Source organism: Bacillus cereus group sp. BfR-BA-01310, assembly GCF_022664325.1.
GTDB classification, from domain to species: domain Bacteria; phylum Bacillota; class Bacilli; order Bacillales; family Bacillaceae_G; genus Bacillus_A; species Bacillus_A paramycoides.
Genome location: NZ_JAKUHD010000008.1, coordinates 1 through 26,964 on the forward strand (window position 1 = coordinate 1; position 26,964 = coordinate 26,964).

A 26,964-nucleotide genomic window follows, 5' to 3' on the forward strand; every position below is an offset into this window, starting at 1 on the left:
GGCAGAAACAGCGAATGAAAGTCGCTCGTATTCATGAACGAATTAAACAGGCAAGAACGGACTATTTGCAAAAACTCTCTACTAGGATCATTAAAAACCACGATGTGATTGGGATAGAAGATTTGCAAGTATCGAATATGTTACAGAATCACAAACTAGCGAAAGCGATTCAAGAAGTATCATGGTCACAATTCAAAGCGATGTTGTTGTATAAGGCACGCTGGTATGGGAAACAAGTGATTGTGGTGTCGAAAACATTCGCTAGTTCCCAAACTTGTTCGTATTGCGACTACAAAAATAAAGATGTGAAAAGCCTGAACCTGCGTGAATGGAAGTGTCCTTCTTGTGGTATGTATCATGATAGAGATGTGAACGCAGCGGAAAATCTGAGAAAAGAGGCCGTAAGGCTCCTAACCGTAGGGATTACGGGGCTCGCCTACTCATAAAACTGAGGGATACCTTGGTGTTCGTAGGAATCCCCCACTTCAAACAGCTCGTTAGAGTGTTAAGTGGGGGTAGTTCAAATAGAACATATTTTGTAGCTGTAGTTTGCTTTTGAGGGTGGTGGAAATGATGGAAAACAAAAAATACAAAAGTTGATAAATTCTAATTTTAAAATATCGCTAGATCTTGACGGCCCGACTTTTCTTCCAGTGCCAACTGGAATGACAGGGATCAGCTTTATCAGGAACTATTCATGCTCCGTTAGTAGCTACAACTAGTTTTGGTGCTACGATGATTGCGAATCTTTCAGCGGGAGCAGCTGTTCGTTTACAGTTAAATGGTTTACTTACTTCTACGACATTGTCAACGACTACACCGGGAGCGGTATTAACAATTATTCGCTTAAGTTAATAAGAGGAGAGCCTTGAAACTTTTATGCTTCAAGGCTTTTTATTTGTTTGAGCAAAAACATCGCAGTTCGAAAATATATTATAATAGAATGAAGATAGGTATAAATTTGGCAGAAAGGGAGAGTGGCGATGCAGGAAAAGGTTAAAGATTTTTTCGGACGCCCACTTCAAGATTTGCGCATCTCTGTCATTGATCGTTGTAATTTTCGGTGTACGTATTGTATGCCGGCAGAAGTGTTTGGGCCTGATTATGCTTTTTTGAAAGATGAGTTTTTACTGACATTTGATGAAATCGAGCGATTAGCAAAAATATTTGTTAGCATCGGTGTACGGAAAATTAGACTTACTGGTGGCGAGCCATTGCTCCGTAAGGATTTAACAAAACTTATCGCACGTCTTGCAAAGCTTGATGGTTTAGTAGATATAGGATTAACGACAAATGCGATTCATTTAACGAAGCAAGCGAAGGCGTTGAAAGAAGCTGGATTACACCGAGTAAATGTTAGTTTGGATGCGATAGATGATGAAGTGTTTCGTACAATTAATGGCCGGAATATTAATACGAAACCCGTACTAAAGGGAATTATGGCAGCGAAAGAAGTAGGACTTGAAGTGAAGGTAAATATGGTTGTAAAAAAAGGGATGAACGATCATCAAGTACTTCCGGTGGCTACGTATTTTAAAGAACAAGGAATTTCACTTAGATTTATTGAGTTTATGGATGTGGGCAGTACGAATGGATGGAATTTTGATCAAGTTATTACGAAACAAGAATTGATCGATATGATTCATCAAGTATATCCAATTGAACCAGCTGAATCTCATTATTTTGGTGAGGTTGCGAAGCGCTATCGATACGTTGGAACGGATGTAGAGGTTGGTTTTATTACCTCTGTTTCTGAGTCGTTTTGTTCTTCTTGTACGAGAGCAAGAATTTCAGCAGATGGAAAGTTTTATACTTGCTTGTTTGCGACAGAAGGAATGGATCTAAGGAAACTTCTCAGGGAAAACCTTTCGGATAATGATTTATTAAAAGCCATACAAGATGTATGGGAGGATAGAAAAGATCGATATTCAGATGAACGGACAGAAGAAAGTGCGAAGAATCGTCCGAAAATTGAAATGTCTTATATAGGAGGATAAGAAAGGGGGATGTCGTATGCAGGAGCGATATTCAAGACAAATGCTATTTTCTGGTGTTGGGGAAGAAGGGCAGCGGAAAATAAGAGGAAAGCACGTGCTCGTCATTGGTGCTGGTGCGCTCGGAGCAGCGAATGCAGAAGCAATAGTTAGAGCAGGGGTTGGAAAAATAACAATTGCTGATCGTGATTATGTAGAATGGAGCAATTTACAAAGGCAACAATTATATACAGAGGAAGATGCAAAGCATTATAAGCCGAAAGCGATAGCGGCCGCAGAACATTTAAAAGCTATTAATTCCGAAGTAGAAATTGTACCGGTTGTGACGGATGTAACGGTGCAAGAAATGGAAGAGTTAATTAAAGGTGTAGATTTAATATTAGATGCGACGGATAATTTTGAAACGCGCCTTCTTATTAATGATATATCCCAGATGTATAACGTTCCATGGATATACGGAGGATGCGTTGGAAGCTACGGAGTAACGTATACAATCTTGCCAGGAAAAACGCCGTGTTTTCGATGTTTAATGGAACATCCGGCGAGCGGAGCGACATGTGATACGGCCGGTATTATACAGCCAGCAGTACAATTAGTAGTTGCGCATCAAATAACAGAAGCTTTGAAAATATTAGTAGAAGATTTTGAGGCACTTCGTGAAACGATGCTATCATTTGATCTTTGGAATAATCAACAGATGGCATTTAAAGTGAATAGGCAGAAAAAGGATACATGTTTATCTTGTGGAAAGCTACGGACATATCCGAGTTTAACATTTGAAGCACAAACGAAAACAGAAGTATTATGTGGACGAAATACAGTTCAAATCCGTCCAGGTGTGCGTCAGGGGTTTAATTTAGAAGAAATTAAAAAGCGCTTACAAAAAAGTGTGGATGTAAAGGCCACGCCGTATTTATTATCATTTCTGGTGGAAGAATATCGTTTTGTTTTATTTACAGATGGCAGAGCATTTATTCATGGGACGAATGATATGAATGTGGCGAAACGATTATATGCAAGATACATAGGTTGAACCTAAAGGAAAACCTTTAGGTTCAAAGGAGAAATGTAGGATTAAGAATTTCTAATGTAATCTCCATTTTTTCCGCCCGTTTTTTCAAGTAAATACGTTTCGCCAATAATCATACCTTTATCAACAGCTTTACACATATCGTATACGGTAAGAGCGGTAGCAGAAGCAGCTGTTAAAGCTTCCATTTCAACGCCGGTACTACCTTCTGTTTTAACTTTTACTTCAATGAGTAGTCGATATTGTTCTTCTGACTGTTTCCAATCGAAAGAGACGTCAACACCTTTTAATAATAAGGGGTGGCACATTGGGATAATATCAGAAGTACGTTTCGCAGCCATAATGCCTGCGATTTGTGCAACGGCTAATACGTCACCTTTACCAATTTCATTGTGAGAGATTTTATCGTGAATTTCTTTTGTAACGACAATGCTAGAGCGTGCGATTGCTGTTCGAACGGTTATTTTTTTGTCACTTATATCAACCATTTTAGCGCGCCCTTGGTCATTGAAGTGTGTGAATGAAGACATGGAATTCCTCCTTGAAGTAATTGCTATTTAATATATAAAGTGTAATCGAGATTAGATATTTTGCAAATACGAGGTGAGAAACAATGGTAGAAAAACGAATCCCGATTCAAGTTGCTGAGGCAGTAGAGCGGGTTATGAAATATGCTAAGCATGGTGAAGTAGAAGAAGTTTCTATTACAGAAAGTTATGGAAGGGTTCTTGGGGAGGATGTTGTCTCAGATCACGATGTTCCTCATTTTGATCGTTCTCCTTATGATGGTTTCGCAATTCGAGCAGAAGATACGAAAGAAGCAAGTCAAGAGCATCCGGTTGAATTTGAAGTAATAGGAGAAATCGGAGCAGGATCTGTTTTTACAGAAGAAGTAGAAGCTTTTCAGGCGGTTCGTATTATGACAGGAGCAGCTATTCCAGAAGATTGCAATGCAGTCGTAATGCTAGAACTGACGGAAGGGTTCGAGAAGAACGGAAAAACATATATGAAGTTAAAACGCCCTTTCAAAAATGGTGACAACGTATCGTTTAAAGGGGAAGATATAAAACAAAATCAAGTGCTTGTTAAAAAAGGTGCTGCAATTAATCCAGGTGTTGCAGCGTTATTAGCGACGTTTGGATATAGCACTGTAAAAGTTGTAAAGCAGCCTGTTGTCGGTATTGTAACGACAGGAAGTGAATTACTAGAAGTACATGAGCCGTTAGAGCCAGGGAAAATTAGAAATAGTAACTCTTATATGATTGCAGCTCAAATTATGAAAGTTGGCGGGAAAGTGCGTTATTATGGACAACTTGCCGATGAGTTAGATGCATGTTTTACAGCCGTTAAATCAGCGATGGATGAGGTTGATATTTTAATTACAACGGGCGGTGTTTCGGTAGGAGATTATGACTATTTACCAGCTATTTATGAAAGGTTACAGGCGAATGTACTCTTTAATAAAATAGCGATGAGACCGGGAAGTGTAACGACAGTAGCTGAAATTGATGGAAAGCTACTCTTCGGTTTATCAGGTAATCCGTCGGCTTGTTATGTAGGTTTCGAATTATTTGTGCATCCAATTATGAAAACGTATTTGTATGCGAAGGAGCCTCACATATATAGAGCGGACGCTATTTTGCAAAAAGATTTTCCAAAACCAAATCCGTTTACTCGCTTTGTAAGAGCAAACGTGACGATTGTTAATGGGTCATTACAAGTGGTGCCAGTCGGTTTAGATAAATCGAGTGCGGTATCTTCACTTGCGGATGCAAATGCTTTTATCGTGTTGCCTGGAGGAACGAGAGGGTTCGAAACAGGAATGAAAGTGTCCGTATTATTGTTAGAATACTCTCAAGGAAGTGATTGGCCGTGGGCAAAGCCTCTTCAATCTTACAAATAGTAGGGTATCAAAATAGCGGAAAAACAACACTTGTAGAGAAAATGGTACATGCATTAGCTCAAAGCGAAATGAAGGTTGCTACAATTAAGCATCATGGCCATGGTGGTTTTCCTGAAGTAGCGCAAAAAGATAGTGAAAGACACCGAAAAGCTGGTGCTGTAGTAAGTAGTGTGGAAGGCGCTGGATTACTATCTTTGTCCTCCTTGCGAGATGAATGGTCCTTGCAAGAAATTATCCGCTTGTACGGATTTTTTGAAGTGGATATGATTTTAATAGAGGGCTATAAAGCGGAGAAATATCCAAAAGTAGTGTTACTTCGTTCCGCGGAAGACGCTGAACTTTTACATAAAATAGAAAATGTAGTAGCAGTTATTACGTGGCATGATGCTCCATTAAGTTTACGAGAAGAATATAAAGTATTTCATATAACAGAAGAAAAGTTGTATATAGACTGGTTTTTACAAACGGTTAGGAGTGCGAAATGACAAATATGTATTATGAAGTAATTGATACAGAAATCTCGATTGAAGAGGTGACAAAGAAAGTAATCCGCCGTGAATGCGGTGCTGTCACAACGTTTATTGGAACAGTTAGGGAGTTTACGAAAGGGCGTCGTACACTATACTTAGAGTATGTAGCTTATAAGACGATGGCAGAAAAGATGCTACAGAAAATAGGGGCAGAAGTGAAGGAGAAGTGGCCTAGTACACATGTTGCGATTACACATCGCATCGGCACGCTACAAATTTCTGATATCGCGGTTGTTGTTGCTGTATCAACACCACACCGTAAAGAGGCCTATGAAGCGAATGAATATATTATGGAACGCATTAAGCAAATTGTTCCGATTTGGAAAAAGGAGTTTTGGGAAGATGGTGACTCATGGATTGGTGATCAATTAGAAAAAACGCCATATCCAGCAGGAGAGCCTGGGAAGGAGCTATAAATATGATTCGAGTATTGTTATTTGCGAACTTGCAAGAAGAAGCAGGAGTAAGTGAATTACAAATAGAGGAAGAAAATATTACTGTTGCACAATTAAAAGAAATTGTTGCGAAAGAATATAATGTACCGGTGTCAGCGCCAATTATGGTTGCAATTAATGAAGAGTACGCGAATGAAGATGATGCTATACAATCTGGTGATATTGTTGCGTTAATACCACCAGTGAGCGGTGGTTAATATTGGATTCATTAAAACGACTTTCCTGAATAGGAGAAGTCGTTTTTTTATGGCAGTTTGGAGAACACTATTGTATAGAATAAGGAGGGAATTATGAAAAAGATATGTGTAATGATTGCAATGATATGTTCTGTTTTCTTCTCTTCTCCAAGCTATTCTTGGGCAAAAGAATCGAAGGAACAACTTTTAGAGAGTGCGCTACTTAATCGGTATTATTCAGTTATAAGGCAAGTGACAGAAGATCAATATGAATGTGATTCAGTTACAAATATAAAGCGTCTAGGCAAGAAAGATGAGTTTGTTCCTAGATTTGAAGTTACGATACAGTTTCTTACATTTCAAGGGGCGCATAATCCGCCGAATGATCGTATTACACTCACTTTAGAAGATCATTTGGATCACATAAAAATAAAAAAAGTGGAGCGAGAAAAAAATGTTTCTGGTGCTACTGCAGATAAGGTTTGTGAGCGAACAAAAGAGAAAATAAAAGCTCACTCTAATGATTTAGAGCGGTAACCTATGACATTTTGTAGAGAAAGGTAATGAGCGATGGATATATTTTTAGCGATTTTACCAGCCATATTTTGGGGAAGTATTGTGCTATTTAACGTGAAACTGGGCGGGGGACCTTATAGTCAAACGCTCGGTACAACGTTCGGAGCGCTTATTTTCTCAATTGTTGTTTATATTTTTGTGAAGCCAGTATTAACTCCTACGGTTATCGGGGTTGGAATCGTGTCCGGTTTGTTTTGGGCGCTTGGTCAAGCGAATCAGTTGAAAAGTATTGATTTAATGGGTGTTTCGAGAACGATGCCGATTTCAACAGGGCTTCAATTAGTTGCGACGACTTTATTTGGGGTTATCGTGTTTCATGAATGGTCAACGACGATATCAGTCGTTCTTGGAGTTTTGGCGCTTGTTTGTATTATTATCGGTGTTATTTTAACATCACTCCAAAGTGAAGAAGAAAAGAATGCAGAGCAAGCAGGGAATTTTAAAAAAGGAATTATTATTTTATTAATTTCAACAGTCGGATATTTAGTTTACGTAGTAGTTATTCGATTATTTAACGTGAACGGTTGGTCAGCCTTATTGCCACAAGCGGTCGGTATGGTATTAGGCGGGATTTTACTCACATTTAAACATCATCCATTCAATAAATATGCGATTCGAAATATTCTTCCGGGATTAATTTGGGCAGCTGGAAATATGTTTTTATTCATTTCGCAGCCGCGTGTCGGAGTCGCAACAAGTTTTTCCCTTTCACAAATGGGGATTATTATTTCGACGCTTGGCGGAATTCTTATATTAGGTGAAAGGAAAACGAAGCGTCAATTAATTGGGATTGTTGTTGGTATCGTTTTTATTATTGCAGCTGGAATTATGCTAGGGGTCGCAAAAAGCTAAAGGAGGTATTGAAATGTATAGCGATTTAGAAGGGAAGGTCGTCATTATTACAGGGTCAGCAACTGGTCTTGGAAGAGCGATGGGAGTACGGTTTGCTAAGGAGAAGGCGAAAGTTGTTATTAACTATCGCTCAAGAGAATCAGAAGCGAGCGATGTATTAGAAGAAATAAAAAAAATAGGCGGAGAAGCGATTGCTGTAAAAGGTGATGTTACGATTGAATCGGATGTTATAAATTTGATTCAATCTGCTGTTAAAGAATTTGGGACGCTTGACGTTATGATTAATAATGCAGGCATAGAAAATGCTGTACCATCGCATGAAATGCCGTTAGAGGATTGGAATAAAGTAATTCATACAAATTTAACAGGTGCTTTCTTAGGAAGTCGTGAAGCGATTAAATATTTTGTGGAACACGGTATTAAAGGATCGGTGATTAATATGTCTAGTGTTCATGAAAAAATCCCGTGGCCATTATTCGTGCACTATGCGGCAAGTAAGGGGGGGATTAAGCTTATGACTGAAACGTTAGCGTTAGAGTATGCACCAAAAGGCATTCGAGTCAATAATATTGGACCAGGTGCAATTAATACGCCAATCAATGCTGAAAAGTTTGCTGATCCTAAACAGCGTGCTGACGTAGAAAGTATGATTCCGATGGGCTACATTGGAAAACCTGAAGAAATCGCAGCAATAGCAACATGGCTTGCTTCAGCAGAGGCGAGTTACGTAACCGGAATTACGTTATTTGCAGATGGTGGAATGACTTTATACCCATCATTTCAAGCTGGACGTGGATAATATAACAAAAGGACAAAGAGCCTTATCTCTTTGTCCTTTTTTCTGCCAAAAAAAAATAGCGGTCGGCTATTTTTTAAATTAGTGATTGATTGTATCTTGAAGAAATTCTGTTGCTTGATGTTCTGAGACATTTTGTACGAGCGCAACTTCGCTAATAACCATTTTGCGCGCATTATCTAGCATTTGTTTTTCGCTCGCATTTAATGCTCTTTCTTTATTACGGCGAAGTAAATCACGAACAACTTCTGCGCTATCTTGAAGGTTGCCGTTCTTCATTTTTTCCATATTCATTGTATATCTTTGTTTCCATGAGAGTGTTGGGTCTGATTCCCCATGATGAAATTCAAGAAGTATACCATCTAATGTACCCTTATCAACGATATAACGTATACCTGATTTTTGTAATTGATCCATCGGAAGCATTACTTGCATATCTTTACTAATGATGCGTATAACACAATATTGACGCGTAGTACCTAATATTTCTTTCTCTTCAATTGCTTCGATGATTCCTGCACCGTGCATTGGATAAACGATTTTATCACCAATTTGAAACAAATCATCCACCTCCATATGTGGTAACCATTTTTAATGATAACATACTGGTATAAAAATGTCAAATTTTATATAATATCACAAAAAATATATTGAAGTCAATATATAAAAGTGGTTTTTTATGGTTTTTTTTTGCTCTTATATGTTGAATAAATATGGGGAATTTTTTTAGAAAAATAGTACAGGGGAAGAAAGAGGGCATATCCACTTATTTTTAAGCATAAAATGTAAAATCGCTAATACAATATACCTAAATCCGTTCTTTGTAGAGGAGGGAGAGAAGGTGGGGCGCACAATTAGGATTGATATTACAAATAAAGTTGTAGCTAAATTTAGGCCAGATTATTTGGAATTATATACGAGTAAATTTATGATAGGTAAGTTTTATGTCTATACTGAAGATAAACAATATGTGTTAGAAGACGGATATATATATGAAAACGGAAAGTTTTATCGCATCATAGATACGCACCGTGGCAATAATCAAGCGGCGGAGGGCTGCGATCTAGGATGGTGTTAACATGATTCGTGTGAAAGTGTTTGATGAAAGTCATGAAAAAGATTTAGAAGACGCTGTAAATGTGTTTTTGAAAAAAATTGATGATGGGAATTTTGTAGATATAAAGTATCAAGTTGGTGTTTCAATTAATGATGATGAAAATCAAATTTATTGTTTTTCAGCGATGATTGTTTATAAAGCATAAAAAAGAGCTGGGGAGCCAGCTCTTTTTTATGCTTTATGTTGGGACAACATGTGTCGGTAAAATATTCATAATAGATTGCGTTGTATCTATCTTCTTTGTCGTTAAAAGAACTTCCTCTGTTGCATGTTCCTGAGCATCAGTGCACATGCCGAGGTGATAACGATCACCTAAAAATGGATCAATATAAAAACCGTTTTTAAATACTTTATCATTCGGATGTTTTTCGTGGTGAATTTCAGAACAGTTAATGCAGTAGAACATAGCTTTCATCCCCTTTTCATTGTTGGTTAAAAAAATGAGTGGGTAGTCATTTCGCTCCTAAGGAAATGTTGAGGAGAAGAGAAATAACTACCTACCCAAATGGTGGGCATATTCCTTCTGATTTCACATATCTCACGTATTGTCCACGAGGGAAGGAGGAGAGACGAAGTACAGGTGAGATAAGTTAGGCGCTTCGCTCGATATGAATGATGGAGTTTCATATTGAGCGAAGTTTTTATTTTTTATTGCCTTTGTGAGTATATTATGAAGGAATGGTGAGAGAGTGTTTGTCCTGTTGAAAAAATGTTGAGAATTTCTCAACAGTAAAAAGAGTCTTACTGTCCGTAAAAGCCCGATTGGTGTGGGCTAATAATCAGTGGGGGATGGACAAAACTCCACTAATTAAAGTTTCACTTTATTGACATGAAACTAAAAGGTGTTATATTATCTGAATACAACTAAAAGGTGTTATGTATTAATGCCGAATAAAGGAGAAATAAAATGGAACAACAAAATACATTAAACGACATTAAACAAACGGTTATTTTTAGTGCATCTATTCAAAAAGTATGGGATACAGTATCAACTGCAGAAGGAATTGCGTCATGGTTTATGCCAAATGATTTCGAACTAAAGGTAGGACATGAGTTTCATATACAATCACCTTTTGGGCCATCACCATGTAAAGTGTTAGAAATTGATGAACCGAATCGTTTATCTTTCTCATGGGATACAGATGGCTGGATCGTTTCGTTTATTTTGAAAGACTTAGGGGATAAAACAGAATTTACGTTAATCCACGGCGGCTGGAAACATCCTGATGAAATTCTTCCGAAAGCGAATGCGAAGAGCTCTATTATTCGCGACAGAATGAATGGTGGTTGGGTAGCGATTGTAAATGAAAAACTGAAAAAGGTTGTTGAGGGCTAAGTGGCATCGTCGGCAGTAAAATACGATGTGTTTCAGGCAATTGCTGATCCAACCCGCCGAGAAGTATTACGGTTATTAAGTGATAAAGAGTTACCAATTTCAAAAATAACGGATCATTTTCCGATGAGCCGTACGGCTGTTGTGAAGCATCTGCATATTCTTTCAGAAGCGAATTTAGTGAGTGGAAGAAAGAGTGGAAGAGAAAAGATATATCGTTTGCAGCCAGAGCCGTTAGCGGAATTACAGCAGTGGCTCTCGTATTATGAACGATTTTGGGATAATAAATTGTCTATGCTTAAATATATTGTGGAGAATGAAGAATAGATTTTAACGCTCATATAAGGAAAGAGGATGACCGAAATGGTCATCCTCTTTATTATTGCTATTGCTCACTTGTTTGTTTAGCTGGCTTTAATAGGAGCCAAGCGATAATTAATGTTAATACCGCTAATGCGAAAGTGCTCATATAAATGACGTGTATACTTGAGGCTAATGCTTCTTGTGATTCAGTTACTACGTTTGCCGCAGATCCTCCATGTCCACCAGAAGATACGAGGTCAAGGTTTTTGATGCCACGTGCATGTATCATCGTATTGAAGACCATGCCGAAAATTGCAGCACCTAACGTTTGACTAAATGTATTAATGAATGTGTTTAAACCGACTGCTGTTCCGCGCGTATGAGCCGGTACAGCTGCTTGAATTGTTACCATGTAAATTGGTGTGACAAGTCCCATTCCTAAGCCGAATAATCCGACTGCAACATAAATAAGGAATGATGGTGAATCTGTTGATAATGTAAATAATAAGAATGAAGCAACTGATAAAATGCTAGCTCCAAGTAAAATGATTTGTTTTGTTTGTAACTTGCCAACTAAATTACCGGAGAACATAGCACCGAATGTCCACATAACAGGAATTGGCATTAAAATGAGTCCAGCCTCTGTTGCATTTTTTCCTAATACACCTTGGCTCCAAATTGGAAGGTACACTGTAATACTAATAATCATTGCACCAGCAATAAGCGTTAATATGTTTATAGTAGATAATGTACGGTTAGAGAAAAGTGCTAGCGGAATTAATGGTTCCGGAGATTTTTTCTCGATGTATAAGAAAATAATGAATGACACAGCGGCAAAGATTAATAGGCCGATAATTGTAATGTCTCCCCAGTTTTGCTTACTGCTACCTGTTAATAGTGCATATAGTAAAGCAATTGTACTTAATGAGAAGACTGTTGCACCAAGGTAGTCAATATGTTGCTTAGAGGACTTAATAGATTCCTTATAAGAAGTGGCAATCATTAAGCAAGCGATAATTCCAAACGGAACGTTTAAGAAGAAGATATAGCGCCAAGAAAGGGAATCAACTAAAAATCCACCTACTAACGGTCCGATAACACCAGATACACCCCAAACGGCACTCATCCAGCCCTGTGCTTTCGCACGGTCCTTCGCTTCACTATATAAGTCTCCAATAATCGTCATTGTAATCGGCATAACAGCCCCAGCCCCTATACCTTGAAGAGCACGGAAGAAGATTAATTGTTCCATTGATGTAACGACTCCGCAAAGTGCAGAACCGATTAAGAAGATTGTTGCTCCGATGAGCAAAACTTTTTTACGGCCGAATAAATCAGCTAGTTTTCCGTATATTGGAGTCGAAACAGCTGTTGCAAGCATATAGATTGCATATACCCAACTAACAAGTTCGACGCCTGACAAATCACTCGTTATACGAGGGATTGCTGTACTAACAATCGTTCCTTCTACCGCAGAAAGAAACGTCATTAGCATTAAAGACATCATGACTTTTTTTCTCATTTGTTTTCCCCTTACCCTTTTTCAAATATTCAACAATATAAAATATAAAGGTACTAAGCTATATAAAGCAACAAAAAAGAAACAGGAATTATAAGGATAGGAGATTTGTCGTTCCTTGTCGGAGTGCTTATATATTGAAAAAATCGCTAATAATTTTGAAGAAACGGTCGATATAATTTTATATGCAATTTTATTATTTCAACATATAAAAAAGAAACAGGAATCCCTGTTTCTTTTAGTATTGCATTTTCGCATTTTGCCCAGCTGTTGTTCCGGCGATTCTACCAGTAACAAGGGCAGATGTAATGTTATAGCCACCAGTATAACCGTGAATATCAAGAACTTCTCCGCAGAAATATAAACCATTCGTGAATTTCGAAGACATTTCTTTCGGATTAATTTCTTTAACGGATACACCTCCGCCAGTAACGAATGCTTTTTCGAGCGGCTGAGTACCATTTACATGAACGGTAAATTCTTTAAAGTCTTTCACAAGTGCACGAATCTTCTCATGAGAAATTTGTCCAGCTTGTTCGCTACCGTCAATTTCATTTTTTTCTAATAAGAATAGGAAGTAACGTTCAGGAACATAGCCTTTTAAAACGTTTTTAATTCCTTTTTTCGGATCTTCTTTCATTTGTTTCAGCATGCGTTGGAACAGTTGCTCACTATTTTCTTCTGGCAATGCATCGATACTCATTTGCACCGTGTTTGTTTTAAACTTCTTCATCGTTTTTATAACGAATTGGCTACAACGAAGAGCGGCAGGACCAGATAGGCCGAAGTGAGTGAAGAGCATGTCCATTTTATGAGAAATGACAGCTTTTCCTTTCGGGTTTAATACACTTAAGTTTACGTCTCGTAAAGCAAGACCTTGCAATGTACGGTCACGAATAAATGGTTCGTTTGAAAGGATTGGTACTTCTGTTGGGAAAAGCTCTGTAATTGTATGTCCGGCTTTTTCAGCCCATGCGTATCCGTCTCCAGTAGAACCGGTATGAGGAACAGATTTTCCACCAACAGCGATAACGACGTGATTTGTTTCTAACACTTCACCTGTTTGCAATACAACTGCTTTCGTTTGACCGTTTTCATATTCAATCGTGTCAACAGGCGTATTCGTACGTATTTTCACACCTAAATCTTTTAATCGTGTTAAAAGTGCGTCTACAACAGATTGTGCTTTATTTGATACTGGGAACATGCGGCCATGATCCTCTTCTTTCAGTTTTACGCCGAGATTTTCGAAGAATGTAATAATATCTTCATTACTGAAAATAGAAAAAGCGCTGTATAAGAAGCGACCATTTCCAGGTATATGTTTAACGATTTCATCAAGTGGTAGACGGTTCGTTACGTTACAACGACCACCACCAGAAATCGCAAGTTTACGTCCTAGTTTATTTCCTTTATCAAGAAGTAAGACATTTGCGCCTTCTTCAGCAGCACCGATTGCAGCCATTAGCCCTGAAGGACCGCCGCCGATGACAATAACATCATAATGCATAATATATCGACCTCATTTTCTACATTTCCTGCCTAAAAGAATAGCATGTTTTCTCTTAAAAGAAAAATAGAGTGAAGTACTGCTTCAGGAGAGAATTGTGGTACAATACAAAAGTTAGAGTTCAGCGTTATCCCGCATTAACGGGTAGTAAGACTCCTATCCTAAGACTTAGCAGAAGCAAAGAAGTGAGTTTTGAAGCGGGAGGTCAACTGCCCGTAAAAGCCCGATTGGTTCAACTAATAATCAGTGGGGGTGAAGCCTTCCCACTGATTAAAGTTTCACTTTATATAAGAAGTAGGAGGATTTTTGTATGTCCGATTCAAAATTTCTGCGCGGAACGCTTATTGTGACGTTAGGGACATTTTTAGTAAAGTTCTTAGGCATGATTTACGTCTTTCCGTTTCATGCATTAGTAGGCACAGAAGGCGGAACGCTCTATACATATGGATATATTCCATATACGATATTTTTAAGTATTGCAACGGCAGGGGTGCCGCTTGCTGTTTCGAAGTTTGTTTCCAAATATAATGCACTTGGAGATTATAAAACGAGCCGGAGAATGTTCCGTTCGGGAATGGTTATGATGATAGTAACAGGAGTTCTTTCCTTCTTAGTACTGTACATGACCGCACCATTATTTGCAGAAGCAATGCTTGGTAAACAAAGTTTACAAAATAAGATAGAAGAAGTTACGACGATTATTCGCCTCGTAAGTTTTGCGCTTATTGTTGTACCGGCAGCAAGTTTGATTCGTGGTTATTTCCAAGGTCACCAATCGATGGGACCGACTACGGTTTCACAAATTATTGAGCAAATTATTCGTATCGTCTTTTTATTAGCGGGTAGTTTCATCGTTATTAAAGTGCTTGGCGGTACAGTAGCAACAGCGGTTGGGGTTGCTACATTCGCTGCATTCGTTTCAGCAGTTGGAGCGCTCGGCGTATTAGTTTGGTACTGGTTAAAACGTAAAAAATATTTGGATCAATATTTAATTGAGCAAACTGTACCAGAATCGACAGTAAGTACCGTTCAATTGTTTAAAGAATTATTTGCGTATGCAATTCCTTACGTTGTAATTGGGTTAACAATTCCTTTATATCAACAAATTGATACATTGACATTTAACTCTATTATGCAGGCAATTGGTCAAGGGGATATCGCAGAGCGAGCGCTCGGTATTTTCACGATGTGGACGCATAAATTAATTATGATTCCTGTATCACTTGCAACAGCGTTTAGTTTAACGCTCGTGCCAGCGATTACAAAGTCGTTTACTGAAAAGCAATACCGTTATTTAAAATTACAAATTACACAAACATTCCAGGCGAATATGTTTTTAACATTGCCAGCAGTTATCGGTATTTCTACACTTGCATATCCGATTTACACTGCTTTTTACGATTCAGATCCACTAGGTGGACAAGTATTAATGTGGTATGCACCAGTCGCGCTATTGTTTGCTTTGTTCACGGTAACAGCGGCGATCCTACAAGGGATTAACCAGCAGAAACACGCGGTTATTGCGCTTGTGATGGGTGTTATTTTGAAATTTGTATGCAACGTAATCTTTATTCGTTATTTCGGTACAGTTGGGGCGATTTTAGCTACTGCAGTCGGCTTCTTAGCTTCCGTATGGTATACGAATAAACAAATCAAAAAACATGCAAACTATTCATTTGGTGTTGTATATAAGAGAACATTCCAAATTGCAGTATTAACACTTGTAATGGTTATTGCTGTAAAGCTATCACAATGGCTTCTATCCTTCATGATTTCGCCTGATGGCCGTATTGGTGCTCTTATTACAGTTGCGATTTGTGCAGGTATTGGTGGCCTTGTTTACGGATTGTTAGCGATTCGCACAGGAGTACTAGAAAGAGTATTTGGCGGAGAGGCTTTAGAGAAAATCCAGCGTAAACTTGGTAGTAGATTCAAAATAAAGTTGAAATCAAAAGGGGCGTAAATACGTCCCCTTTTCTTATGATAAATAAAGAAGGTGAAGAATATGAGATTAGATAAATTATTAGCGAATATGGGATACGGAAGTAGAAAAGAAGTAAAGAAATTATTGAAAGACGGCGTTGTGAAGATTGATGGAACGCCAGTGAAAGATGCGAAGTTTCATGTGAATGTAGAAGAGCAAGAAGTTATGATTCACGGTGAAGTTGTGGAATATAAAGAGTTTGTTTATTTAATGATGCATAAACCACAAGGTGTTATTTCAGCGACGGAAGATGATAATCATGAAACAGTAATAGATTTATTAGAATTAGAAGATGCGATTTTTGATCCATTCCCGGTTGGAAGACTTGATATTGATACAGAAGGTTTCTTATTAATAACAAATGATGGGAAGCTAACGCATCAATTATTATCGCCGAAAAAGCACGTGCCGAAAAAATATTATGCACACGTTTCAGGCGTTGTAACGGAAGATGATATAAAAGAGTTTGCAAAAGGTGTTATTTTAGATGATGGCTATGAAACGAAGCCAGGCGAACTTACAATTTTAAAAAGCGATGATATTTCGGAAATCGAGCTCGTTATTACAGAGGGAAAATTCCATCAAGTGAAGCGCATGTTTGAAGCGGTAGGGAAAAAAGTTGTTTACTTAAAGAGAACAGAGATGGGACCTTTAGTGTTGGATGAAGAGCTAGAACTTGGACAGTATCGTGAATTGACAGATGAAGAAGTAGAAATGTTAAAGACGTATCAAGTAGATAACGAAAAATAATGCCGATTTTAAGGCGCAGAAAAAACCCCTTTCTATATAATTAGAAAGGGGTATGTATTTATTTTACATACAATTGTTTTCGTTATGAGGTCATTCTCACTTTCTTTCCTGTTGTTGTCCACTTACCGCGGCAAGGGCTATACACGAGTTCATTAAACTGCAACACATTTAGATCACGTTGTATCGTTCGCGGTGTGATCCCGAACTCATCTACAAGGTCTTTCGTCGTTACCGTTCCGTTTTCATTGATGTACATATAAATTGATTTAATGCGTGTTAGCATACGAGTAGTTGTAGGTTTCAAGAGAAAACCACTCCTCTACTAGTTTTTTTGACCCCATTCAGGAAAGAAGGTCGTTACTACCATTGTACTCTACATGACAAAATTCATGCCTTAACTTACTTAAATTTTACAAAAGTTTAACAAATATTCATATAGAAAAATATTGGTAGTTGACATTGTATGTCTGGTCAGTCAACTAACTCATAAATTTCTACGTAAAACGCCAAATTCCTGCAAATTTTTTTGAAAAAATAAAAGAAAAACTAATAAGAAATATCAGAAATATTACAATTGTTCGTTATTGGGTTTCGGTATATGGCATAAGAGATTTTGGTTTGCTATGATAAAAGAGAGAATATAGAAGGAGGATGGATGCGTGATGTCAACGATTAATTGGACAGAAGAAGTTACAAAACGAAAAGATGATTTAATTCGTGATACACAACAATTTTTACAAATTAAAAGTGTATGGGAAGAAGAATCTGCGAAAGAGGGCGCACCATTTGGTGAAGGTGTAGAAAAAGCCTTATCTTTCATGTTACATAAAGGAGAAACTGAAGGTTTCGCTTCGAAAAATTTAGAAGGATATGCAGGCCATCTTGAAATGGGACAAGGAGAAGAGTTAGTAGGTATTCTTTGTCACGTTGATGTTGTACCAGAAGGAGACGGCTGGACAACTCCTGCGTATAGTGCTGATATTCGCGACGGGAAGATTTTTGCACGTGGTGCAATTGATGATAAAGGGCCGACGATGGCAGCCTATTACGCAATGAAGATTGTAAAAGAATTAGGATTGCCTCTTTCAAAACGTGTTCGAATGATTTTAGGAACAGATGAGGAAAGTAATTGGAAGTGTGTAGATCATTATTTTAAAAATGAAGAAATGCCAACGATCGGTTTTGCGCCGGATGCAGATTTTCCAATTATTAATGCCGAAAAAGGAATTTCTGATATACAAGTTGTGCAAAATGGTAGTGAAGAGAAAGGCGGCGCATATAAGCTTATTTCATTTGAGTCAGGCCGTCGTTTAAATATGGTTCCTGATTTTGCAGAAGCAGTGATTACAGGAGAAGATGTAAATGCACTTACAGTAGCATATGAAGAGTATTTACAAACTGCTAAGAAAATAGGCAAAGCAATTGTAGAAGGAAATACGATAACGTTGCAAGTTAAAGGAGTTTCAGCTCACGGATCTACTCCAGAAAAGGGAGAAAATGCAGGCTTGTTATTGGCAAACTTCTTAACGACAGTTTCTCTTGATGGAAAAGCGACTTCATTTGCATCGTTTGTAACAGAAACATTTACAGACGATATTCTTGGAGAAAAAGCTGGTATTTCTTATAAAGACGATATTAGTGGCCCGCTAACAGTGAATGTTGGCCGTCTTTCTTACACGGAAGAAAACGGTGGTAATTTAGGATTGAATGTGCGCTATCCAGTTACGACTAACTTTGAAGAAACGATTGAAAAGTTAAAAGGGTATGCCCATAATCACGGATTTGAAGTAGTGGATTATTCAAATTCCCGCCCACATCACGTTGATAAAGATCATGTATTAATTCGTACTTTACAGCGCGTGTATGAAGAACAAACTGGTGAAAAGGCCGAATTGTTAGCGATTGGTGGCGGTACTTATGCTCGTTCATTGAAAGCTGGCGTTGCATTTGGTCCGTTATTCCCAGGAAAAGAAGAACTTGCTCATCAAAAAGACGAGTACATTGAAATTGAAGATTTATTAAAAGCAACAGCAATTTATGCTCAAGCGATTTATGAATTAGCAAAATAAAGGATGTTGCAATTATGACCGCTCTCTAATTTAGAGAGCGGCTTCTTTTTAGCTGAATGAGATAAGAAAGAAAAGCAACAATATAAAGAAGGAGAAGATGTACATGGAGCCGCATTATTTTGTCGCAATTACTTTACCAAATCATATAAAAGAAGTGCTCTCTAATTATAAAGAGGACATGAAGGAGGAATTACCATTTCGCTCGTGGGTACATAAGGAAGACTATCATATTACCCTTTCTTTTTTAGGGAGTGCGACAGAGGAACAGTTAGAAGGAATAAAGAATGGATTACAAACACTTATAGAAAAAAAGGAACTATCTTTCACATTACAAGGATTTTCAACGTTTGGCAGAGAAGACGAGCCTCGTATTTTTTGGGCGAAGGTAAGTGAGAATCACGATTTGTTTCAGTTACAAAAGCAAGTGCATGCTATTTGTGAAGGGAATGGGTTTTCTTTAGAAACACGTTCGTATCATCCGCACATTACCGTTGCCCGTAAATGGGTAGGAGAAGAAAAGTTTGACTTAGAAAATATAAAAGAAGTGGCTGAAATATCATTTCAAGCGGATACGATTACTTTATACGAATCTCACGTGAAGGAAACACCGAAGTATAAAGCGATTGCTGAAATAAAATTACAAAAATAGAATGTATGAAAACGTTTTTTATACAGGTGAATATACTATAGAGAATAATGGAGTTACTGTATAGAGTCTTGCTGATAAGAAAAGCCTTATCATTTGCTGATCGTAAAGGCCCAATTGGTGGGGGCTAATAATGAGTGGGGGATGAATCCCTTCCTCATTAAGGTTTCACTTTATTTTAATTTTGAGGATGATGGTGATTTTTTATGTTGAAAGTAAAACGTCCATTTGATGCTTATTTAGATGAAATGAATAAAATTACAATTTTGCTCCCACATGCGTATGGAACAAGTCGGACATTTCGTTTACAAGAAGGAAACAATGTGAAAGATTTACCGATTGCTCATACTATCGCACTTCCGGATGCAACGAAGTATGAGTGCTTTATAGAAGAGCCGCTAGATGTGGGGAAGTATTATACAGTACGAGATGAACGGAACGAAGAAACAGATTTACAAATAGGTGCTGTGATTCGAACAGCGATTTTCGATGAGAAGTATTATTACGAAGGTACAGATTTAGGTGCTGTGTATCAAAAAGAAGCAACAACATTTAAAGTGTGGGCTCCAACTGCGAGGCTTGCGAAAGTAAGAGTTTATAAAAGTGATAAAGAATATACCGATCATGAAATGTACAGGGAAGAAAACGGAGTTTGGATTCAGACATTACAAGGCGATTTAGACGGAGCGCAATATACATTTCTTGTTTGTATTAATTTAATATGGAATGAAGCGGTAGATCCATACGCAAAGTCAGTGACTGTAAATGGGAAATATGGCGTTGTTATCGATTTGGAAAAGACAAATGTAATAAAACGAGAACAATTGCCACCATTACAGTCAATGACAGATGCCATATTGTATGAACTGCATATTCGTGATGCTACTATTCACCCAAATAGTGGAGTGCATAAAAAAGGGACATATACAGGGTTGATGGAAGAGGGAACGACGGGACGAAATGGAACGTTAACGGGATTATCTCATATAAAAGATTTAGGTGTTACACATGTTGAGCTATTGCCTTTATATTGTTTCGGTGGCATAGATGAGGCGAATCCTTCCTCCGCATATAATTGGGGTTACAATCCATTATATTACAATGCTCCAACAGGATTTTATGCTACAGACCTTTCTAATCCGTATAACAGGATAGTAGAGTGTAAACAACTTATTGAAACATTTCATGCACACGGCATCCGAGTTGTTGTAGATGTTGTATATAACCACATATATGAAAGAGAGACATCTTCATTTGAAAAATTGGTGCCAGGATATTATTTCAGGCACGGTAAGGATGGTATGCCGTCTAATGGGACGGGAGTTGGAAATGATATAGCATCTGAACGGAGAATGATGAGGAAATTTATTATAGAGTCTGTTTTATACTGGCTTACAGAATACAATGTTGATGGGTTCCGATTTGATTTAATGGGGATTTTAGATGTTGAAACGCTGAATGTGGTAGAAAAAGAAGTACGAAAAATAAAGCGTGATGCGCTGTTATTAGGAGAAGGATGGGATTTACAAACACCGCTTCCTCTTGAGGAAAAAGCTACGTTAAATAATGCAAATAAAATGCCGCATATCGCGCAGTTCAATGATCAATTTCGTGATGGGATAAAAGGAAGTACTTTTAATATAAATAAACGCGGCTTTGCATTTGGTGGGCATGTAGACTGTAATCATTTGCAGTATATAGTAGGTGGTAGTCTTTTAAGTGTGAAAGAAACAGGGTTGTTTCTAGAGCCAGTGCAAAGCATCAATTATGTAGAATGTCATGACAATATGACGATGTGGGATAAACTAGTGCGTAGCAATCAAGAATCAGAAGAAATTTTGAAAAAGCGTCATCGTTTAGCAACCGCAATGGTTATCCTTTCACAAGGAATTCCCTTCTTGCATGCCGGGCAAGAATTTTATCGTACTAAGAACGGAAATGAAAATAGTTATAATGCCACTGATGAAATTAATCGATTAGATTGGGATCAAAAAGAGAAAGAGATGGAGACAGTTAATTATATAAAAGGGTTAATTGCGATTCGGAAGGAGCATGGGGCATTTCGATTACAAAATGCTGACCTCATAAAAAAGTATATGACTTTTTTACAAACATCCACAGAAGTCCTTGCATACCATTTACAACACGTAGAATCTTTTGGGCCATGGAAAGAGATTATCGTTTTATTCAATAGCAGTTTGCAACCTGAAATAGTCCAACTCCCTAAAGAAGAAACGTGGCATGTGTTAGTAGACGAAAAACAAGCGAAAGTACAGCCAATTTCTTCATTTAGAGGAAAGGAACTTCAAATGGCTCCAACTAGCACGTATATATTGACGATAATGTGACAAATCGCTACTTGACGATGAGAATGTAATAAATGTAGAATTGACAAAGGTGACGATTTTGAGAAGTTGTCATTCTACGAGTGGTTTTGTAAAATAAACTAGAAGAGTAGGCGATTTGTCCTACTTTCGGCTTATGCCAAGTTTTCTTTTCATTCAACTACAGTAAAATATATATGAACCCACAACATGTGTAGAAATGTTGCGGTTTTTCTTTTCATAACTATAAAAGATAAGGATTTGTTAACGGGTAATGAATATGGAATGGTTGGAACAATTATTAGGAAAAGAGTGGAGTCTTATACCGGCTGGTGGAGTAACGGGCGATGCATATATTGCGCAAAACGGACAACAAAAGTTATTTTTAAAGCGGAATACATCGCCCTTTTTAGCGGTATTGTCAGCAGAAGGAATTGTTCCAAAATTACTTTGGACAAGAAGGGTAACGAATGGTGATGTAATTTCCGCTCAAAAATGGCTTCCGGGACAGAAGCTAGAGCCGGAGGATATGAAACTAGAACGTGTTGCGAAACTTTTGAAGAAAATACACTCTTCTAAAGCACTTGTGCAGATGATTCAACGGCTTGGTAAGCAGCCGCTTCATGCGCAAGAGTTATTACAACAATTACAGCTTGTTTTAAGAGGAGATATAAGAGTCGATGAGACAATTCAGCAAGGGCTTCAATATTTAACTGAGTCATTAAAAGATATTGAGTACGATGAATTCGTTGTATGCCATTGTGATGTAAACCATAACAATTGGATATTGTCGGATGAAGATGAATTGTTTTTAATTGATTGGGATGGAGCTGTGATTGCTGACCCAGCTTTAGACCTTGGTATGTTATTATATTGGTATGTTCCGCGCCATGAATGGAGTGAGTGGCTCGGATATTATGATGTTGAACTGGATGAATCATTGCTTAGGCGTATGAGATGGTATGTTATAGCACAAACGATTTTATCTATTCAATGGCACACAACAAAAAAGCAGCAAGCAGAAGCTAAATATTGGCACCAATATTTACAGCAACTACTTGCTTCAGAATAAAGTATTAAGAAAAATTGTCCATTCCAGCAATCCACTGAGTAAGTTGTTCTTGATTATTGGAAATATGGTTGTCCAAATTAGAGGAAGATTTACCCGATTGACTATAAGAATATACATCGTTTAGCATTGCTTTAGCGTCACTACTTATACTATCGTTTGCGAGTAACGATTGAATGAGGCGCTCTAATTGCTCGCATTCAGAAACTGTCCCGCAGCAATCACTTTGATGGTTGATTAAAATATCTTTTAACACTTCTAATTGATGCTGTTGATTAATTGGCATGAACGGATCATCCTTTCGATTGTTGTTCTCTTTGGAACATGTAGGAGAAAAAGCTGCTCGTCATGGAGTAGTTAATCATTGGCTAACGAAACATCGGAGTTTCGTTTAATGCTGTATGTAGTTTTTATCAAAATGGTACATCTTATACTTGAAAGAAACGGACCGAGTGCTCGTACGTACTTGGTTTTTTGTTTGATAGATTGATTAAAACAGACAGAAGGAATCATTCCTTTAAAATAGTTTTGTAAAGAGAGGGAGACATCTATGCGTTTAAGACATAAACCTTATGCAATGGATCGAATTAATGAGTATTCACATATCGTAATTGGAAACCCAGAAGAGCGAGCTGGTAACTGGAAAGAAGTATTTGGAAATGAACAACCAATTCATATTGAAGTGGGTACGGGTCGTGGCCGCTTTATGTATGATATGGCAAAAGCAAATCCGCATATTAACTATATCGGAATTGAAAAATTCACAAGTGTCGTTGTAGATGCGCTTGATAAATTGATTGAAGAAGAATTACCAAACTTAAAGTTAATTAATAAAGATGCTGAAGATTTAACAGTTTTCTTTGCAAAAGGTGAAATTGACCGCGTTTATTTAAACTTCTCAGATCCATGGCCGAAGAATCGTCATACGAAGCGTCGTTTAACATATAAAACATTTTTACGCAATTACGAAGAAGTGTTAGTAGAGGGTGGAGAAATTCATTTCAAAACTGATAACCAAGGTTTATTTGAATATTCTCTTATGAGTATGGCCGAGTATGGTATGTTATTAACTTACCTTAGCCTAGATCTTCATAATAGTGATTATGAAGGAAACATTATGACAGAGTACGAAGAGAAATTCTCTAGTAAAGGTCATCGTATTTACCGAGTGGAAGCGAAATATCGTACGGAGCCTGTGCAGTAATGCATAGGTTTTTTATATGAAAAATAATCAGAATCTTGTGTTAAAATTAAAGGGAAAAGGGGGATGGAAGATGGAACAGTTACAAATTGGAAATATAAAAGTGACATGGCTAAAAGGCGGGAATACACATTTAGATGGAGGTGCAATGTTTGGAGTTGTGCCGAAAGTACTTTGGTCACGCAAATATAAACATAATGATACAAATCATATTTATTTACGAACAGATCCGTTACTCTTGCAAACGAAAGAAGGAAACATGCTTATTGATTCAGGGATAGGGAACGGTAAATTGAATGAGAAAATGAAGCGAAATCAAGGTGTAACAGAAGAATCATCGGTTTATGAATCTTTAGAAAAGCTCGGACTAAAGCCTGAGGATATTCATTACGTTTTAATGACGCACCTTCATTTTGATCATGCATCTGGTTTAACAAAATGGGAGGAAAATCATCTTGTTCCGGCGTTTCCGAACGCAACGATTTATGTAAGTGAAACTGAGTGGAATGAAATGAGAAATCCGAATATTAGATCGCGTAATACATATTGGAAGGAAAATTGGGAGCCAATCGTAGATAAAGTTGTTACCTTTCAGCAAGAAATAGAAATTACGGATGAAATAAAGATGGCGCATACGGGTGGTCATAGTGATGGACATGCCGTTATCGTCCTTGAAAGCCAGGGAGAAACGATGCTTCATTTAGCGGACCTGTTGCCAACGCATGCACATCAAAATGTATTATGGGTAATGGCATACGATGATTATCCGATGAAATCAATAGAACATAAGCAAAAGTGGATGAAGTATGGTGCTGAAAAAGAGGCGTGGTTTACTTTTTATCATGATGCATATTATCGCGCTGTGAAGTGGGATGAGGAAGGGCATATCGTAGAAAAGGTAGAGAAAAAAACAAGTATAGAAGCATAATAAGAGGAGGTTGTCCAAAATGTCAGTTGGAACAGCCTCCTCTTATTATTGATCGCTATTATTGTCAGCTTTTGTCGGTAAATCGATATAATTTAAAAATCGCCGATATATTTGGAGTTGCGATCGATATATTCGAAAAATCGCCGATATAATTTCAATTACTATCGTACCTTTTTCGAAAAAAAGAGGTTCACCTAATGGGAAACCTCTTTTTTATGCTGCTATAACCTCTAAAACAGTACCTGTTTTAGCATCAACTAAAAATTCAAATCGTTCTTGTATATCATCTAACATTGTTGTAAGACCACCGCGATAAACTTCATACGCGACATCGTATTTTTCAAACGTCTCTGGAACCATATGTACCCAAGAGCCAGTAATTTCACCTTTATGACTTAATGCTTGTTTCACCATTTTCAATGCTTTTTCTGAAGAAATATGGGATTGTTCTTGTACTTTGTTTGCAACGAAATAACCAGCTGCGAATCCAACGCCAAGACCTGCTACTAAACCTTTCCAGCTCATATATTCACCTCAATTCTATAAAATAAAAATAGTGTACCAATAATAATTATAATGCAAACGCAACTAAAAAAGAAGAAACTAGAAACATTTCGAAAATTTCGTTACAATAAAAGAGGTATTCTACTAAGGTTTGAAAGAAGGGGACTTCGTGAATAAAGAGACATTACAATTATTTCGTACGTTAACAGAATTACAAGGTGCGTCAGGTTTTGAACATGATGTACGCCGCTTTATGAAGCAAGAATTAAGTAAATATGCGGATGAAATTGTTCAAGATGGTTTAGGTAGCGTATTTGGTCTGAAAAAAGGGGACGAAACTGGACCACGCGTTCTTGTAGCAGGTCATATGGATGAAGTAGGCTTCATGGTTACGCAAATTACGAAAAATGGGATGCTTCGTTTTCAAACGTTAGGTGGCTGGTGGAGCCAAGTACTATTAGCTCAGCGTGTACAAGTTATGACGAAGAATGGTCCTGTTGTTGGGGTTGTTGGTTCAATTCCTCCGCATTTATTAAGTGATGCGCAACGTGCAAAACCAATGGATATAAAAAATATGTTAATTGATATAGGTGCAGATAGTTATGAAGATGCGATTGAAATTGGTGTAAAACCAGGACAACAAATCGTGCCAATCTGCCCGTTTACGCCGATGGCAAATGAGAAGAAAATTATGGCGAAAGCTTGGGACAACCGTTACGGATGTGGCCTTGCAATCGAATTATTAAAAGAATTAAAAGATGAAACATTACCAAACACATTATACTCTGGTGCTACTGTACAAGAAGAAGTAGGCCTTCGCGGAGCACAAACTGCTGCAAATATGATCCAACCAGATATTTTCTATGCACTTGATGCAAGTCCAGCAAATGACGCATCTGGTGATAAGACGCAGTTCGGTCAATTAGGAAAAGGAGCTCTTCTTCGTATTTATGATCGCACGATGGTAACGCATAGAGGAATGCGTGAATTTATTTTAGATACAGCAGAAACTCATAATATTCCGTACCAATACTTTATTTCACAAGGTGGTACAGATGCGGGCCGTGTACATACAAGTAACTCCGGTATCCCATCAGCAGTAATTGGTGTTTGTGCCCGCTATATTCATACACATGCTTCGATTTTGCATGTTGATGATTATGCAGCTGCGAAGGAATTAATTACGAAGCTTGTGAGAGCGACGGATAAAACGACATTAGAGACGATTAAGGATAACGCTTAAAGAAGAAGGGCTGAAGAGCCTTTCTTTTTTTGGGTTGAATAGATGACCCATCGATGGGTGGTAGCGGTTGGTGCCTAATTGGTGCTCGAGCGATGTATAAATCTCAGATATGAAGAGAGAGTAAGCCTGTTTTAATGTTAGGGGCCGGGAAT

At 37.8% G+C, this 26,964-nt stretch carries 31 protein-coding genes and 1 pseudogene; 24 read left to right on the forward strand and 8 right to left on the reverse strand.

What is annotated here, in order from left to right; all coding sequences use genetic code 11:
* The 4 genes and pseudogenes from MR109_RS16820 to MR109_RS16835 form a co-directional block, all read left to right on the forward strand.
* Positions 1-446: RNA-guided endonuclease TnpB family protein (locus MR109_RS16820; RefSeq protein ID WP_242273191.1), on the forward strand; the 446-nt coding region annotated here is incomplete at its 5' end.
* A gap of 226 nt (positions 447-672) precedes the next feature.
* Positions 673-855 (forward strand): annotated as a pseudogene (locus tag MR109_RS16825) (BclA C-terminal domain-containing protein); the annotation flags it as partial.
* 128 nt (positions 856-983) lie between these two features.
* Positions 984-1,997: a GTP 3',8-cyclase MoaA gene (gene moaA, locus MR109_RS16830; protein WP_242273195.1), complete on the forward strand. Its 1,014-nt coding sequence runs from the start codon at positions 984-986 to the stop codon at positions 1,995-1,997.
* 16 nt (positions 1,998-2,013) lie between these two features.
* Positions 2,014-3,027: a molybdopterin-synthase adenylyltransferase MoeB gene (locus tag MR109_RS16835; protein WP_002138701.1), complete on the forward strand. Its 1,014-nt coding sequence runs from the start codon at positions 2,014-2,016 to the stop codon at positions 3,025-3,027.
* Between the two features lie 41 nt (positions 3,028-3,068).
* On the opposite strand, the gene moaC is transcribed toward MR109_RS16835, so the two are convergent.
* A complete protein-coding gene (moaC, locus tag MR109_RS16840) occupies positions 3,069-3,554 on the reverse strand; it encodes a cyclic pyranopterin monophosphate synthase MoaC (protein WP_002173847.1) in 486 nt (161 codons plus the stop codon).
* An 83-nt stretch (positions 3,555-3,637) separates the two neighbouring features.
* On the opposite strand from moaC, the gene MR109_RS16845 reads away from it, so the two are divergent.
* From MR109_RS16845 to MR109_RS16875, 7 genes are all read left to right on the forward strand, one after another.
* Positions 3,638-4,927 carry a molybdopterin molybdotransferase MoeA gene (locus tag MR109_RS16845; RefSeq protein ID WP_242273197.1) on the forward strand — a complete coding sequence of 430 codons (1,290 nt, stop codon included), beginning with the start codon at positions 3,638-3,640 and terminating at the stop codon, positions 4,925-4,927.
* Positions 4,891-5,412: a molybdopterin-guanine dinucleotide biosynthesis protein B gene (gene mobB, locus MR109_RS16850; protein ID WP_242273200.1), complete on the forward strand. Its 522-nt coding sequence runs from the start codon at positions 4,891-4,893 to the stop codon at positions 5,410-5,412. Before MR109_RS16845 ends, mobB begins: the two co-directional genes overlap by 37 nt.
* A complete protein-coding gene (gene moaE, locus MR109_RS16855; RefSeq protein WP_002173844.1) occupies positions 5,409-5,873 on the forward strand; it encodes a molybdopterin synthase catalytic subunit MoaE in 465 nt (154 codons plus the stop codon). Before mobB ends, moaE begins: the two co-directional genes overlap by 4 nt.
* A 2-nt stretch (positions 5,874-5,875) precedes the next feature.
* Positions 5,876-6,109, forward strand: coding sequence for a molybdopterin converting factor subunit 1 (gene moaD, locus MR109_RS16860; protein ID WP_002173843.1), 234 nt, complete (start codon positions 5,876-5,878; stop codon positions 6,107-6,109).
* 93 nt (positions 6,110-6,202) lie between these two features.
* A complete protein-coding gene (locus tag MR109_RS16865; protein ID WP_002173842.1) occupies positions 6,203-6,625 on the forward strand; it encodes a DUF3888 domain-containing protein in 423 nt (140 codons plus the stop codon).
* A 33-nt stretch (positions 6,626-6,658) separates the two neighbouring features.
* Positions 6,659-7,516: a glucose uptake protein GlcU gene (gene glcU / locus MR109_RS16870; protein WP_098308100.1), complete on the forward strand. Its 858-nt coding sequence runs from the start codon at positions 6,659-6,661 to the stop codon at positions 7,514-7,516.
* A gap of 13 nt (positions 7,517-7,529) precedes the next feature.
* Positions 7,530-8,315, forward strand: coding sequence for a glucose 1-dehydrogenase (locus MR109_RS16875; protein WP_242273202.1), 786 nt, complete (start codon positions 7,530-7,532; stop codon positions 8,313-8,315).
* A 78-nt stretch (positions 8,316-8,393) separates the two neighbouring features.
* On the opposite strand, the gene MR109_RS16880 is transcribed toward MR109_RS16875, so the two are convergent.
* Complete coding sequence (locus MR109_RS16880; RefSeq protein WP_242273204.1) at positions 8,394-8,888, reverse strand: CarD family transcriptional regulator; 495 nt, start codon at positions 8,886-8,888, stop codon at positions 8,394-8,396.
* Positions 8,889-9,153: 265 nt separating this feature from the next.
* On the opposite strand from MR109_RS16880, the gene MR109_RS16885 reads away from it, so the two are divergent.
* Together MR109_RS16885 and MR109_RS16890 are read left to right on the forward strand one after the other, a co-directional pair.
* Positions 9,154-9,390, forward strand: a complete 237-nt coding sequence (locus tag MR109_RS16885) for a DUF2553 family protein (RefSeq protein ID WP_048374324.1) — start codon at positions 9,154-9,156, stop codon at positions 9,388-9,390.
* A gap of 1 nt (position 9,391) precedes the next feature.
* Positions 9,392-9,574 carry a sporulation protein Cse60 gene (locus MR109_RS16890; RefSeq protein ID WP_000621746.1) on the forward strand — a complete coding sequence of 61 codons (183 nt, stop codon included), beginning with the start codon at positions 9,392-9,394 and terminating at the stop codon, positions 9,572-9,574.
* Between the two features lie 33 nt (positions 9,575-9,607).
* Here MR109_RS16890 and MR109_RS16895 read toward each other — a convergent pair whose 3' ends face one another.
* Positions 9,608-9,835, reverse strand: coding sequence for a DUF3973 domain-containing protein (locus tag MR109_RS16895; protein WP_048374325.1), 228 nt, complete (start codon positions 9,833-9,835; stop codon positions 9,608-9,610).
* 501 nt (positions 9,836-10,336) lie between these two features.
* Here MR109_RS16895 and MR109_RS16900 point away from each other — a divergent pair.
* Positions 10,337-10,765: an SRPBCC family protein gene (locus MR109_RS16900; RefSeq protein WP_048374326.1), complete on the forward strand. Its 429-nt coding sequence runs from the start codon at positions 10,337-10,339 to the stop codon at positions 10,763-10,765.
* Complete coding sequence (locus MR109_RS16905; protein WP_002173835.1) at positions 10,766-11,089, forward strand: ArsR/SmtB family transcription factor; 324 nt, start codon at positions 10,766-10,768, stop codon at positions 11,087-11,089.
* A gap of 58 nt (positions 11,090-11,147) precedes the next feature.
* Here MR109_RS16905 and MR109_RS16910 read toward each other — a convergent pair whose 3' ends face one another.
* Both MR109_RS16910 and MR109_RS16915 read right to left on the reverse strand, forming a co-directional pair.
* On the reverse strand, positions 11,148-12,587 hold the full coding sequence (locus tag MR109_RS16910; protein ID WP_048374327.1) for an MDR family MFS transporter: 1,440 nt from the start codon (positions 12,585-12,587) through the stop codon (positions 11,148-11,150).
* 235 nt (positions 12,588-12,822) lie between these two features.
* On the reverse strand, positions 12,823-14,094 hold the full coding sequence (locus MR109_RS16915; protein ID WP_071718399.1) for a BaiN/RdsA family NAD(P)/FAD-dependent oxidoreductase: 1,272 nt from the start codon (positions 14,092-14,094) through the stop codon (positions 12,823-12,825).
* 310 nt (positions 14,095-14,404) lie between these two features.
* Between MR109_RS16915 and MR109_RS16920 the strand changes: the two genes are divergently transcribed.
* The gene (locus MR109_RS16920) at positions 14,405-16,057 is read left to right on the forward strand and encodes a putative polysaccharide biosynthesis protein (RefSeq protein WP_242273206.1); all 1,653 of its coding nucleotides are present in this window, start codon (positions 14,405-14,407) and stop codon (positions 16,055-16,057) included.
* 42 nt (positions 16,058-16,099) lie between these two features.
* Entirely contained in the window at positions 16,100-16,828 is a 729-nt protein-coding gene (locus tag MR109_RS16925) for a pseudouridine synthase (RefSeq protein WP_002173831.1), read from the forward strand.
* 82 nt (positions 16,829-16,910) lie between these two features.
* Here MR109_RS16925 and MR109_RS16930 read toward each other — a convergent pair whose 3' ends face one another.
* Positions 16,911-17,132 (reverse strand): DeoR family transcriptional regulator, encoded by a 222-nt coding sequence (locus tag MR109_RS16930; protein ID WP_000805512.1) that lies wholly within the window; start codon positions 17,130-17,132, stop codon positions 16,911-16,913.
* A 358-nt stretch (positions 17,133-17,490) separates the two neighbouring features.
* On the opposite strand from MR109_RS16930, the gene pepV reads away from it, so the two are divergent.
* From pepV to MR109_RS16950, 4 genes are all read left to right on the forward strand, one after another.
* Positions 17,491-18,897 carry a dipeptidase PepV gene (pepV, locus tag MR109_RS16935; protein WP_242273209.1) on the forward strand — a complete coding sequence of 469 codons (1,407 nt, stop codon included), beginning with the start codon at positions 17,491-17,493 and terminating at the stop codon, positions 18,895-18,897.
* A 103-nt stretch (positions 18,898-19,000) separates the two neighbouring features.
* Positions 19,001-19,546, forward strand: coding sequence for an RNA 2',3'-cyclic phosphodiesterase (thpR, locus tag MR109_RS16940; RefSeq protein ID WP_048374330.1), 546 nt, complete (start codon positions 19,001-19,003; stop codon positions 19,544-19,546).
* 203 nt (positions 19,547-19,749) lie between these two features.
* A complete protein-coding gene (pulA, locus tag MR109_RS16945) occupies positions 19,750-21,891 on the forward strand; it encodes a type I pullulanase (RefSeq protein WP_242273211.1) in 2,142 nt (713 codons plus the stop codon).
* A gap of 250 nt (positions 21,892-22,141) precedes the next feature.
* Positions 22,142-22,939, forward strand: coding sequence for a phosphotransferase family protein (locus tag MR109_RS16950; RefSeq protein ID WP_002077574.1), 798 nt, complete (start codon positions 22,142-22,144; stop codon positions 22,937-22,939).
* Positions 22,940-22,943: 4 nt separating this feature from the next.
* Here MR109_RS16950 and MR109_RS16955 read toward each other — a convergent pair whose 3' ends face one another.
* A complete protein-coding gene (locus MR109_RS16955; RefSeq protein ID WP_002112336.1) occupies positions 22,944-23,222 on the reverse strand; it encodes a YtzH-like family protein in 279 nt (92 codons plus the stop codon).
* Between the two features lie 264 nt (positions 23,223-23,486).
* Here MR109_RS16955 and trmB point away from each other — a divergent pair, with 264 nt between their 5' ends.
* Positions 23,487-24,140 carry a tRNA (guanosine(46)-N7)-methyltransferase TrmB gene (trmB, locus tag MR109_RS16960; RefSeq protein ID WP_025150604.1) on the forward strand — a complete coding sequence of 218 codons (654 nt, stop codon included), beginning with the start codon at positions 23,487-23,489 and terminating at the stop codon, positions 24,138-24,140.
* 70 nt (positions 24,141-24,210) lie between these two features.
* Positions 24,211-25,065, forward strand: a complete 855-nt coding sequence (locus tag MR109_RS16965; protein WP_242273213.1) for a YtnP family quorum-quenching lactonase — start codon at positions 24,211-24,213, stop codon at positions 25,063-25,065.
* Positions 25,066-25,278: 213 nt separating this feature from the next.
* On the opposite strand, the gene MR109_RS16970 is transcribed toward MR109_RS16965, so the two are convergent.
* Positions 25,279-25,590: a PepSY domain-containing protein gene (locus MR109_RS16970; RefSeq protein WP_000118537.1), complete on the reverse strand. Its 312-nt coding sequence runs from the start codon at positions 25,588-25,590 to the stop codon at positions 25,279-25,281.
* A gap of 148 nt (positions 25,591-25,738) precedes the next feature.
* Here MR109_RS16970 and MR109_RS16975 point away from each other — a divergent pair, with 148 nt between their 5' ends.
* Positions 25,739-26,812, forward strand: coding sequence for a M42 family metallopeptidase (locus MR109_RS16975; RefSeq protein WP_002173825.1), 1,074 nt, complete (start codon positions 25,739-25,741; stop codon positions 26,810-26,812).
* Positions 26,813-26,964: the final 152 nt, after the last annotated feature.